The organism is Pseudomonas sp. CFBP13508 (assembly GCF_005233515.1).
Lineage (GTDB): Bacteria > Pseudomonadota > Gammaproteobacteria > Pseudomonadales > Pseudomonadaceae > Aquipseudomonas > Aquipseudomonas mercuritolerans.
In genome coordinates this window covers 1-12,178 of sequence record NZ_QFZZ01000008.1, presented here as the reverse complement: position 1 = coordinate 12,178, position 12,178 = coordinate 1, and the positions used below count along the sequence as shown (strand labels likewise).

11 protein-coding genes are annotated in these 12,178 nt (G+C 59.6%); 9 read left to right on the top strand and 2 right to left on the bottom strand.

The window, feature by feature from the left end; all coding sequences use genetic code 11:
- Positions 1–77: 77 nt before the first annotated feature.
- Entirely contained in the window at positions 78–1,634 is a 1,557-nt protein-coding gene (locus PspCFBP13508_RS20895) for a bifunctional aminoglycoside phosphotransferase/ATP-binding protein (RefSeq protein ID WP_137215584.1), read from the bottom strand.
- 116 nt (positions 1,635–1,750) lie between these two features.
- Between PspCFBP13508_RS20895 and mrcB the strand changes: the two genes are divergently transcribed.
- The 3 genes from mrcB to PspCFBP13508_RS20880 are packed head-to-tail and all read left to right on the top strand — an operon-like array spanning position 1,751 to position 5,176.
- Positions 1,751–4,075: a penicillin-binding protein 1B gene (gene mrcB, locus PspCFBP13508_RS20890; protein WP_137215583.1), complete on the top strand. Its 2,325-nt coding sequence runs from the start codon at positions 1,751–1,753 to the stop codon at positions 4,073–4,075.
- A 16-nt stretch (positions 4,076–4,091) separates the two neighbouring features.
- On the top strand, positions 4,092–4,841 hold the full coding sequence (locus PspCFBP13508_RS20885; protein ID WP_137215582.1) for a hypothetical protein: 750 nt from the start codon (positions 4,092–4,094) through the stop codon (positions 4,839–4,841).
- Entirely contained in the window at positions 4,841–5,176 is a 336-nt protein-coding gene (locus tag PspCFBP13508_RS20880; RefSeq protein WP_016773180.1) for a YqcC family protein, read from the top strand. The genes PspCFBP13508_RS20885 and PspCFBP13508_RS20880 overlap by 1 nt, the downstream gene beginning before the upstream one ends.
- Positions 5,177–5,305: 129 nt before the next feature.
- On the opposite strand, the gene PspCFBP13508_RS20875 is transcribed toward PspCFBP13508_RS20880, so the two are convergent.
- On the bottom strand, positions 5,306–5,722 hold the full coding sequence (locus tag PspCFBP13508_RS20875; protein ID WP_137215581.1) for a DUF4124 domain-containing protein: 417 nt from the start codon (positions 5,720–5,722) through the stop codon (positions 5,306–5,308).
- Positions 5,723–6,121: 399 nt separating this feature from the next.
- On the opposite strand from PspCFBP13508_RS20875, the gene PspCFBP13508_RS20870 reads away from it, so the two are divergent.
- From PspCFBP13508_RS20870 to msrQ, 6 genes are all read left to right on the top strand, one after another.
- Positions 6,122–7,846, top strand: coding sequence for an acetolactate synthase 3 large subunit (locus PspCFBP13508_RS20870; protein ID WP_065616944.1), 1,725 nt, complete (start codon positions 6,122–6,124; stop codon positions 7,844–7,846).
- Positions 7,847–7,848: 2 nt separating this feature from the next.
- The gene (ilvN, locus tag PspCFBP13508_RS20865; RefSeq protein ID WP_003176102.1) at positions 7,849–8,340 is read left to right on the top strand and encodes an acetolactate synthase small subunit; all 492 of its coding nucleotides are present in this window, start codon (positions 7,849–7,851) and stop codon (positions 8,338–8,340) included.
- A gap of 46 nt (positions 8,341–8,386) precedes the next feature.
- Complete coding sequence (gene ilvC, locus PspCFBP13508_RS20860) at positions 8,387–9,403, top strand: ketol-acid reductoisomerase (protein ID WP_003228216.1); 1,017 nt, start codon at positions 8,387–8,389, stop codon at positions 9,401–9,403.
- 148 nt (positions 9,404–9,551) lie between these two features.
- Positions 9,552–10,409, top strand: coding sequence for a CDP-diacylglycerol--serine O-phosphatidyltransferase (gene pssA, locus PspCFBP13508_RS20855; RefSeq protein ID WP_016773182.1), 858 nt, complete (start codon positions 9,552–9,554; stop codon positions 10,407–10,409).
- Between the two features lie 63 nt (positions 10,410–10,472).
- On the top strand, positions 10,473–11,486 hold the full coding sequence (gene msrP, locus PspCFBP13508_RS20850; protein WP_137215580.1) for a protein-methionine-sulfoxide reductase catalytic subunit MsrP: 1,014 nt from the start codon (positions 10,473–10,475) through the stop codon (positions 11,484–11,486).
- Entirely contained in the window at positions 11,486–12,109 is a 624-nt protein-coding gene (msrQ, locus tag PspCFBP13508_RS20845; RefSeq protein ID WP_137215579.1) for a protein-methionine-sulfoxide reductase heme-binding subunit MsrQ, read from the top strand. The genes msrP and msrQ overlap by 1 nt, the downstream gene beginning before the upstream one ends.
- The last annotated feature ends 69 nt before the right edge of the window (positions 12,110–12,178 follow it).

Here is a 12,178-nt window from a genome sequence, read left to right as displayed (position 1 = left end):
TGGTTTTATGACGCCAGTATAGTGCCACTATTTGCCGGCCGTGAAGCGAGCGAGGGCTTCACGGCCGAAATAGTTTTTTACAGACCCGGCAGGCGCTGACGGATCTGCGCGACCACGGTGTCCAGCGTGCCGGATTCATTGGTCTGCACGCGTTTGCTACGGAGGATTTCTTCCGGCGTCAGCGCTTCGCGATTCGCCTGCTGCGCTTCGATCACGGCGAGGGTGGCATCGGAAGGATCCTTCTGATCGGCCTGACGTATCGCCAGCCAGCTCTCGATCACGGCTTGCGGGGCGTTGCAGTCGAGGATCAGGAACGGCGTGCCGGTGGCTTCGGCAATCTTCGCCGCGTTGTCGCGCTGCTCGCGTTTGAGGTAAGTCGCGTCGATCACCACCGGGAAGCCGGCGTGCAGGATCACCTCGGCGATTTCATGCAGGCGCGCGTAGGTCGCGGTGTTGGCATCGGCGCTGTAAATGCCGGCCTGCACATCGTTGGCAACGGTCTGCTCACCGAACAGGCGCTTGCGCTCGACATCGGAACGCAGGCGAATCGCGCCCAGCGCTTCGACCAGGCGCATGGCCACATGACTCTTGCCGACGGCGGAAACACCGTGGGTAATGGCCATGAAGCGCGAAGGAATGGTGCTGTAGCTTTCCGCCAGGTTGGCGTAGTTGCGGTACTGGCGCAGGGTGGTGGCGCGCTGCACTGCAGTCGCATCTGCCGGCATGCTGAACAGCGCAACTTTGGCCCGCACCAGCGCGCGGTAGGCTTTATAGAAGTTCAGCACTTCCAGGCCCTGATAGTCGCCGGTCAGTTCCAAGTACTGGCTGATGAGGCGACGCGCGAGCGATTTCAGGCCACGGTCTTCCAGGTCCATGGCGAGGAAACCGGTGTCGGCCCAGACGTCAGTGAAACGGAACGGCTCGTTGAACTCGATGCAGTCGAAGATCACCACATTGCCGTCGATGACCGTGGCGTTGCCCAGATGGATGTCGCCGTGGCACTCGCGGGTGAAGCCTTGGGCCTTGCGCGCGGCGAACAACGGCTTGAGGCGTTCGAAGCTGCTCTCGGCCCAGGCTTTGAGTGCCTCGAGTTGCAGCAAATCGTTCTTGTCGCTGAGGAATGGCAGAATCTGCTCGAAGTTTTGCGAAACTGGCGCCATCACGCTGTCCGGAGTGCCAGCGTCGTGTTCGGCCGGGACTTTCGGTGCATTGATATGGAAATGCGCGATCTGCTCGGCCAGCGCATCGATGTGCTGAGTGGTCAGCTCGCCATTGGCTTGCAGCGTGCTGAGCAAGCCGCTCTGCGGGAACTGGCGCATTTTCAGCACGTATTCGATAGCCGGGCCGTCGCCGCCCAATTGCGGTGCCTCGATGCTGCCGGTGATTGGCAACACGTCCAGATACAAATCAGCGGTCAGACGCTGGTTCAGACGCAGCTCTTCAGCGCAGAAATGCGCACGTGCGTCGAGGCTGGTGAAGTCGAGGAAGCCGAAATTCACCGGCTTCTTCACTTTATAGGCAAAGGGGCCGGTGAGAATCACCCACGAAATGTGGGTTTCGATGACCTGAAACCCTTCGACGGGATGCGGGTAGAGGGCCGGGTTTTGCAGGGCAGCGATCAGGGACTGGCTCACGGGCGATCCTTCAGAGACGGGGGAATTCGAGGCGGCCATTATGGCTGCTTGCCCGCCTGACGCAAACCTCCGCGCGTGCCTGTTGACGATCGATAAAGTGCGTATAATCCGCCGCCATGACTCGATCCCGATCCCCCCGTACCAAGAAAAAACCACCAGCCAAGGGCCTCAGCCCATGGTTGAGCTGGGCCATTAAACTCAGCCTGGTCGGCCTTGTAGTGCTGGCCGGCTTCGCCGTTTACCTCGATGCCGTGGTGCAGGAGAAGTTCTCCGGCAAGCGCTGGACCATCCCGGCCAAGGTGTACGCGCGCCCGCTCGAGCTGTTCGTCGGACAGAAGCTCAGCAAGGACGATTTCCTCACCGAACTCGATGCCCTCGGCTATCGCCGCGAAGCCGTGAGCAACGGCCCCGGCGCCGCAGCCGTCAGCGGCAATACGGTTGACCTGAACACCCGTGGCTTCCAGTTCTATGAAGGTCTGGAAAAGCCGCAGCCAGTGCGCGTGCGCTTCTCCGGCGATTACGTCGCCGAACTCTCCGCGACCAACGGCTCGAAGCTGTCGGTGGTGCGCCTCGAGCCGCTGATGATCGGCGGCATTTACCCGAAAAATCTTGAAGACCGCATCCTGATCAAACTTGATCAGGTGCCGCCTTACCTGCTCGAAACCCTGATCGCTGTGGAAGACCGCGACTTCTACAGCCACTGGGGCGTGTCGCCGAAATCGATCGCCCGCGCCGTGTGGATCAACACCTCCGGCGGCAAGATGACCCAGGGCGGCAGTACGCTGACCCAGCAGTTGGTGAAGAACTTCTACCTGACCAGCGAACGCAGCCTGACCCGCAAGCTCACCGAAGCGATGATGGCGTTGCTGCTCGAGCTGCACTACGACAAGAAGGAAATCCTTGAGGCCTACCTCAACGAAGTCTTTGTCGGCCAGGACGGTCAGCGTGCGGTGCACGGTTTCGGTCTGGCCAGCCAGTTCTTCTTCGGCCAGCCATTGTCCGAGCTGAAACTGCATCAGGTGGCGATGCTGGTCGGCATGGTCAAGGGGCCGTCCTACTACAACCCGCGCCGCAACCCCGAGCGCGCGCTGGAGCGGCGCAACCTGGTGCTCGATGTGCTTGAGCAGCAAGGCGTGGCCACCGCCGAACAGGTCGAAGCAGCGAAGAAAATGCCGCTCGGTGTGACGACTCGCGGCAAGCTCGCCGACAGCTCGTTCCCGGGCTTTATCGACCTGGTCAAACGTCAGTTGCGCGAAGATTACCGCGACGAAGACTTGACCGAAGAAGGCCTGCGCATCTTCACCAGTTTCGACCCGATTCTGCAGATGAAAGCCGAAGCCTCGGTCAACGACACGTTCAAGCGTCTGGCCGGGCGCAAGGGCGCGGATGACGTCGAAGCGGCGATGGTCGTGACCAACCCGGAAACCGGCGAAGTCCAGGCGATGATTGGCAGTCGTCAGGCCAGCTACGCCGGGTTCAACCGTGCCCTGGATGCGGTGCGCCCGATTGGTTCTTTGATCAAACCGGCGGTGTACCTGACCGCGCTCGAGAAGCCGAGCCAGTACACGCTGACCAGTTGGCTGTCGGACGATCCGCTGTCGGTCAAGGGCGCCAACGGTCAGGTGTGGAAGCCGCAGAACTACGATCGTCGCTCCCACGGTACGGTTTTCCTCTACCAGGGCCTGGCGCATTCCTACAACCTGTCGACCTCGCGTCTGGGCCTGGAAGTCGGTGTGCCGAATGTGCTCAAGACCGTGGGGCGCCTGGGCGTTACCCGCGAATTCCCGGCGTTCCCGTCGATGCTGCTGGGCGCTGGCGGCATGACGCCGATCGAAGTGGCGACCATGTACCAGACGCTGGCCAACGGCGGCTTCAATACGCCGATGCGCGGCATTCGCAGCGTATTGACCGCCGAGGGCGAGCCGCTCAAGCGCTATCCGTTCCAGATCGAACAGCGTTTCGACCCGGCCTCGATCTACCTGATCCAGAACGCCATGCAGCGGGTGATGCGTGAAGGTACCGGCAGTTCGGTTTATAACGTGCTGCCCAAGACCCTGACACTGGCGGGCAAGACCGGTACCAGTAACGATTCGCGCGACAGCTGGTTTGCCGGTTTCAGTCAGGATCTGCTGGCGGTGGTCTGGCTCGGCCGCGACGACAACGGCAAGACGCCGTTCACCGGCGCCACCGGTGCGTTGCAGGTCTGGACCAGTTTCATGCGCAAGGCCGATCCGCTGCCGCTGGACATGCCGCAGCCGGACAACGTCGTGCAGGCCTGGGTCGATTCGCGCACCGGCCAGGGTTCGGATGCCAACTGCCCCGGCGCGGTACAGATGCCGTATATTCGCGGCAGCGAACCGCCACCCGGCGCCGCGTGTGCAAGCGAAACACCTGCCTCGCCGGAATCGGTGATGGACTGGGTCAAGGGCTGGATGAATTAAGCAAAGAGGGTTTCAAGTGAACAAGTGGTTGATTCCAGCGGTGACCGCCGTGGCTTTGCTCAGCGGCTGCTCCACCGTACAGCGTGGTTCGATTCCCGTGGTGGATTCGGGCACGGCCGTGTCCAACAGCGAACGCATCGGCGCCAATGGCGGTTTCCGCCAGACCACGGTCAAGCGCCCGGCGCAGGGCCAGACTCAGGCGATTCCGCAAGGCGATACCGGCGTAGTGGTGATGGTGCCGGGCGGCGGTGCGGCGGTGTCGACACCGATCAGCTCTTCGCCAATCGTCCCGGGCCCGGCATCCGGCGGCATCACGTCGGGGCCTTACAACCCATCGTCGGTTGAGTCGGCACCGATCAACTCCGGCAGCTACAGCATGCCATCGACGCCGAGTGGCATTCCTTCGGCCAGCAGTGGCGGCGGTCTTTCGGCGGATGAGCAACTGGACGGCCCGGTACTCGCCTTGCTGACCACTGCGCAACAGCAGCAGGCCGGCGGCGACCTCAACGGTGCCTCTTCCAGCCTGGAGCGGGCGCAACGTGTCGCCCCCCGTGAGCCACAAGTGCTTTACCGTCTGGCGCAGGTGCGCATGGCCCAGGGCGATGCGCCGCAAGCCGAGCAATTTGCCCGTCGTGCGCTGACCATGGCCAACGGTCGTCCGGACCTGCAAGCCAGCCTGTGGGAAATCATCGCTCAGTCCCGTGAGAAACAAGGCGATTCCGCCGGTGCTGCGCTGGCCCGTCAGAAGGCCAAGGTTTCCCTGTGATGGACGTGCGTTTCCCGAAAATCGCCGATCAGCTGTTGTTGATCGAACGCGAGCTGCGCACACAGGGCTGGTGGGATGAGGTTGAGCCGTCCGCCGAAGCGCTAAGCAGTGTCGAGCCGTTTTCGGTCGACACGCTGGACTTCGAGCAATGGCTGCAATGGATCTTCCTGCCGCGCATGAAGATGATCCTCGAACAGGATCTGCCCTTGCCGAACGCCTCGGGTATTCAGGAAATGGCGGAAATGGTCTTCGCCCAGCGCAACCTTGGCGGCAAGGATCGTCAGTTGCAGGTACTGCTCAAAGAGTTCGACCTGCTGATCACTGCATCCCGCTGAGCGCGGTTGTGTAGGAGCTGCCGAAGGCTGCGATCTTTTGATTTTGCTGTTGAAGAGCAAGATCAAAAGTCGCAGCCTCGTTGCACTCGTCAGCTCCTAAACAGCTCTCACACAGATCCGGCAGCGTGCCTACGAGCAGTTCTCGGCAATCTGCTTCTGCGCTTCGACGATGCGTTCCTGACGCTGTGTATCGTCGAGCCTGCGCACATCCCCCTCGACCTCCTCACGCAAACGCGGATTGTTCTGCAGTTGCGCCAGGTTTGTGCGCGCCTGCTCGCAAAACGCCTTGAGCTGCGCCTGCTGCTCGGCGACCTGTTTCTTCACCTTGGCATCAATGGCTTTCTGATCGCCAAGTACGCCGCCGCCCGGCATCGGCGCCGCTTTCGGAGTGGGCGAGGAGGGCCTCTGCAGGGTCGTGGACGGTTGGCCCTGCGGCGGCTGTGCATCGAAATGCGTGACACCTTGGGCATCGACCCATTTGTAGATTTGAGCGGCCGAGCACCATGGGCTGAGGCCAATCAGTAGAGTGAGGAGGAGCGTTCGCATGCTGATTCCTTGGCAAAAATGCGCAATTGACGCTAACAGAGTAGCGCTTTTCAGGTTTTTTCTTGCGTTCTCATGTGCTTACCCACAATTAACCACACAGACGACTTGACTTGCAGAGGGCGAAACAGAAGAATCCAAAGTCCGCTGTAGAGGGACTGCCAGAAGCAGACCCACTCGGTAGATCATGAGGCGCACATCCGCGCCGACCTGTTACACCCGCAACGCGTTACCTCGCGCTGGGTGGGAAAGGCCCGCAACACTTGGGACGATCCCAATACTTGCTCAGTCAGTGCTGACGTAGTCGGCGACCACCGTCGCTCATGCTCTGCCGAGAAGTAAACCTATTAAGACCCGCCCCTTTTTTGTGGACGGTATTCTGGCGTTTTAGAGGTGAACAACGTGGAGCTTTTATCTGGCGGTGAGATGCTCGTCCGCTTTTTGCGTGACGAAGGCGTCAAATATATCTACGGGTACCCGGGTGGTGCTCTCCTGCATGTTTACGATGCCCTGTTCAAAGAACCGGAAGTGACCCACATCCTGGTTCGTCACGAACAAGCGGCGACCCATATGGCTGACGGCTACGCCCGTGCCACCGGTAAAGCCGGCGTGGTATTGGTGACTTCCGGTCCAGGCGCCACAAACGCCATCACCGGTATCGCCACCGCCTATATGGACTCGATTCCGATGGTGATCATTTCCGGTCAGGTGCCAAGCACCATGGTCGGCACCGACGCGTTCCAGGAAACCGACATGATCGGTATCTCCCGGCCGATCGTGAAGCACAGCTTCATGATCAAGCACGCTTCGGAAATCCCGGAAGTCATGAAGAAGGCCTTCTACCTGGCGCAATCCGGTCGTCCGGGCCCGGTCGTTGTCGACATCCCGAAAGACATGACCAACCCGGCCGAAAAGTTCGAATACGTTTTTCCGAAAAAAGCCAAGCTGCGCTCCTACAGCCCGGCCGTTCGCGGTCACTCCGGGCAGATCCGCAAAGCAGCCGAAATGTTGTTGGCGGCCAAGCGCCCGGTGCTGTACTCCGGCGGCGGCGTGATTCTCGGCAATGGCTCCGCGCAACTGACCGAACTGGCGAAAATGCTCAACCTGCCGGTGACCAACACGTTGATGGGTCTGGGCGCTTTCCCAGGCACTGACCGTCAGTTCATCGGCATGCTGGGTATGCACGGCAGCTACACCGCCAACCTGGCGATGCACCATGCCGACGTGATCCTCGCAGTGGGCGCACGCTTCGACGATCGCGTGATCAACGGCCCGGCGAAATTCTGCCCGAACGCCAAGATCATCCATATCGACATCGACCCGGCGTCGATTTCCAAGACCATCAAGGCCGACGTGCCGATCGTGGGTCCGGTCGAGAGCGTCCTGACCGAAATGGTCGCGATTCTCAAGGAAATCGGCGAGACCCCGAACAAGGAGTCCGTAGCCAGCTGGTGGAAGCAGGTGGATGAATGGCGCGGTGATCGCGGCCTGTTCCCTTATGAAAAGGGCGACGGCAGCCAGATCAAGCCGCAGACCGTGATCGAAACCCTCTGCGAAGTGACCAAGGGCGACGCCTTTGTGACCTCCGACGTGGGTCAGCACCAGATGTTTGCCGCGCAGTACTACACGTTCAACAAGCCGAACCGCTGGATCAACTCCGGTGGCCTGGGCACGATGGGCTTCGGTCTGCCAGCCGCGATGGGCATCAAACTGAGCTTCCCGGACGACGACGTTGCCTGCGTCACCGGCGAAGGCAGTATCCAGATGAACATCCAGGAGCTGTCGACCTGCCTGCAATACGGCTTGCCGGTGAAGATCGTCATCCTCAACAACGGTGTGCTGGGCATGGTTCGACAGTGGCAGGACATGAGCTACGGCAGCCGTCACTCGCACTCCTACATGGAATCGCTGCCCGACTTCATCAAGCTGGCTGAAGCCTACGGCCACGTTGGCGTACGCATCACCGAATCGAAAGATTTGAAGTCGAAGATGGCCGAAGCGTTTGCCATGAAGGATCGCCTGGTGATCATCGATGTTGCGGTCGACACCAGCGAGCACGTCTACCCGATGCAGATCAAAGACGGCTCCATGCGCGATATGTGGCTGAGCAAGACGGAGCGTACTTAATCATGCGGCACATTATTTCCCTGCTTCTGGAAAACGAACCCGGCGCTCTGTCTCGCGTAGTCGGCCTGTTCTCGCAGCGCAACTACAACATCGAAAGCCTGACCGTGGCCCCGACCGAAGACCCGACCCTGTCGCGTCTGACGCTGACCACCGTGGGCCACGACGAAGTGATCGAGCAGATCACCAAAAACCTGAACAAGCTGATCGAAGTGGTCAAGCTGGTGGACCTGTCGGAAAGCGCTCACATCGAGCGTGAACTGATGCTGGTCAAGGTCAAGGCCACTGGCGCCCAGCGCGCCGAGATCAAACGCACCACCGATATCTACCGTGGACAGATCGTGGATGTCAGCGCCAGCGTGTATACCGTTCAGTTGACCGGTACCAGCGACAAGCTCGACAGCTTCATTCAGTCCATCGGCACCGCATCGATTCTGGAAACCGTCCGCAGCGGCGTGACCGGTATTGCTCGCGGCGACAAAGTACTCAGCATCTAAACCAAATTAGCGCATGGCCTGAACGGCCGGATATAAGGGGAAATTCATGAAAGTTTTCTACGATAAAGACTGCGACCTGTCGATCATCCAGGGCAAGAAAGTTGCCATCATCGGTTACGGCTCCCAGGGCCACGCTCAAGCGTGCAACCTGAAAGACTCCGGTGTCGACGTTACCGTCGGTCTGCGTAAAGGTTCGGCCACCGTTGCCAAAGCCGAAGCTCACGGCCTGAAAGTGACCGACGTTGCTTCCGCTGTTGCCGCTGCCGACCTGGTCATGATCCTGACCCCGGACGAGTTCCAGTCCTCGCTGTACAAGAACGAAATCGAGCCGAACATCAAGAAAGGCGCCACCCTGGCCTTCTCCCACGGCTTTGCGATTCACTACAACCAGGTTGTTCCGCGTGCCGACCTCGACGTGATCATGATCGCGCCGAAAGCCCCGGGCCACACCGTGCGTTCCGAGTTCGTCAAAGGCGGCGGTATCCCTGACCTGATCGCGATCTACCAGGACGCCTCGGGCAACGCCAAGAACGTTGCGCTGTCCTACGCCGCTGGCGTCGGTGGCGGTCGTACCGGCATCATCGAAACCACCTTCAAGGACGAGACCGAAACCGACCTGTTCGGCGAACAAGCCGTTCTGTGCGGCGGTACCGTTGAACTGGTAAAAGCCGGTTTCGAAACTCTGGTTGAAGCTGGCTACGCGCCGGAAATGGCCTACTTCGAGTGCCTGCACGAACTGAAGCTGATCGTTGACCTCATGTACGAAGGCGGTATCGCCAACATGAACTACTCGATCTCCAACAACGCCGAGTACGGCGAGTACGTGACTGGCCCGGAAGTGATCAACGCCGAATCCCGTCAGGCCATGCGCAACGCCCTGAAACGTATTCAGGACGGCGAATACGCCAAAATGTTCATCAGCGAAGGCGCAACCGGCTACCCTTCGATGACCGCCAAGCGTCGTAACAACGCCGCTCACGGTATCGAAATCATCGGCGAGCAACTGCGCTCCATGATGCCGTGGATCGGTGCCAACAAGATCGTCGACAAAGCCAAGAACTGAGTCGTCGTCCCTTGTACGAAAAACGCGGCCTCGGCCGCGTTTTTTCGTTTGGGCCGGTGCTTCTGGTATAAAGCTGCATCGTTTGTGGCCGAACTGTCGTCCTCAAGCTTCTGTCGAATTTTTTCCAAACCGTTGCAAGGTAATGTCCATGAGCGAACGTCCCGAAGAGCCGAACAAGGCTTCCGACGCCGAAAGCCTGCTGCCCATCGATGAACATATCGAAGAAGGGCACGACGCTGAAGGTCGTAAAGTCCGGCATCGTGGTATCTATCTGCTGCCGAACCTGTTCACCACTGCCAACCTGTTCGCAGGCTTTTATTCCATCATCAACTCGATGAGCGCCCAGGCCGCATTGAGCGCCGGCGACTCGGTGAATGCGAGCAAGTACTTCGCCTTCGCCGCGATCGCGATCTTCGTCGCGATGGTGCTCGACGGCCTCGATGGTCGCGTGGCGCGCATGACCAATACGCAAAGTGCCTTCGGCGCCGAGTACGACTCGCTGTCGGACATGGTCGCGTTCGGTGTCGCGCCGGCGTTGTTGGCCTTCGGTTGGGCATTGGGCGACATGGGCAAGGTCGGCTGGATGGTCGCCTTCATTTATGTCGCGGGTGCGGCATTGCGTCTGGCGCGTTTCAACACCCAGGTCGGCACGGCGGACAAACGCTACTTCATTGGTCTGGCCAGCCCGGCGGCGGCAGGTGTAGTGGCCGGCATTGTCTGGGCGTTCAGTGATTACGGCATTCAGGGTTCGAAAATGTCGTTCCTCGTGGCGCTGATGGTGGCGGCGGCCGGCATGCTGATGGTCAGCAACATCAAGTACAACAGCTTCAAGGAGCTGGATCTGAAAGGGCGCGTGCCGTTCGTGGCGATCCTTGCGGTGGTGTTGGTATTCGCTGTCGTGTTCAGTGATCCGCCGCGCATTCTGCTGCTGGTATTCCTCGCCTATGCGGCGTCCGGTCCGGTGCAATATCTGTTGCGTCTTCGTCGTCACAAAAACGCCGAGTGATGTAATTTCCCGCATACTCCGCAGTCTATGGGTGCACCTGTCCTCCAAAGCTGCGGAGTTGTCATGTTGATCAAGATCCCCAAAGCATCCGACTGCCATGAGTCGGATGTCACGCCTGAAGCCATTTATCTCTCCCGCCGCCAATTGCTCGGCGCCACTGCTGCCGGTATTGCCGTGAGCAGCCTGCCGCGCTGGGCCAGTGCAACTGATGCCCCTCGCTACTCTGATGTCGAATCCGGCAAGGCTCCGGCCTGGTTTGCCGAAAAGCTTCCTTTTACTCAATGGGGGGCGGTCAACGTCAAGGACGAGGCGATCACGCCTTATAAAGACGCGACGAACTACAACAACTTTTATGAGTTCGGTACCGGCAAGGGCGATCCGGCGAGGAACGCTGGCGACCTGAAAACCGAACCCTGGAGCGTGGTGATTGACGGGGAGGTGGGTAAGCCGGGGCGTTATGCGCTGGAAGACTTCATGAAACCGTATCAATTGGAGGAACGTATCTATCGTCTGCGTTGCGTCGAGGCGTGGTCGATGGTCATTCCCTGGATCGGCTTTCCCATCTCGGCCTTGCTCAAGCAGGTCGAGCCGACTTCCAAGGCCAAGTACATCCGCTTCGAAACCCTGCAAGATCCCAAGAGCATGTCCGGCCAGCGTTCCGGTTTTGCCTTGATCGACTGGCCGTATGTCGAAGGCTTGCGTCTCGATGAGGCGATGAATCCTTTGGCGATCTTGGCGGTGGGCATGTATGGCCGCGAACTGCCGAACCAGAACGGCGCACCTTTGCGTCTGGTGGTGCCGTGGAAGTACGGCTTTAAAAGCGTGAAGTCCATTGTGCGCATCAGTCTGGTCAGCGAGCAGCCGAAGACTACCTGGCAAAGCATTGCTGCCGACGAGTATGGCTTCTATGCGAATGTGAATCCTACCGTCGATCATCCGCGCTGGACCCAGGCGCGCGAGCGGCGCCTGCCAAACAGTCTGTTCAAGCCGAATGTGCGCGATACGCAGATGTTCAACGGCTACTCGGATGAAGTCGCTTCTTTATATACAGGGCTCGATCTGCGGAAGAACTACTGATGCGCTATCCGTTCTGGCGAGTGGGCGTTTTCATTGCTGCGGCGGTGTGGCCATTGCTGTGGTTCTATCAAGCGTTCGCCGATCTGCTCGGGCCTGATCCGGGCAAGGTGCTGGTTGATCGTCTCGGGCTTGGCACGCTGGTGTTGCTGTTGATTACGCTGAGCATGACGCCGTTGCAAAAGCTGAGCGGCTGGGCGGGGTGGATTGCAGTGCGCCGACAGTTAGGGCTTTGGTGTTTTGCTTATGTGACGCTGCATCTGTTCAGCTATATGGCGTTTATCCTCGGGTTCGACTGGTCACAGTTGGGCGTTGAGCTGCGCAAGCGGCCGTACATTATTGTCGGTGCGCTGGGCTTCCTCGGATTGCTGATATTGGCGTTAACGTCCAATCGTTATAGTCAGCGTCGTTTGGGTACTCGCTGGAAGAAGCTGCATCGGCTGGTGTACGTGATCCTGGGACTGGGGTTGCTGCATATGCTGTGGATTGTGCGAGCCGATCTGGAGGAGTGGACGATTTATGCCTTTATAGGTGGCGTGCTTTTGTTGCTTCGTCTACCGCCGGTGACGAGGCGAATCCCGCGTTTGCTGGGTAAAAAGCAGAATCTGCAAGAAAAGCGAAATTAACGGTTGACGGCAGATTCCAGAGGTCTATAATTCGCCCCACTTCCGGCGCAGTCGAAACGGAAAACTCCT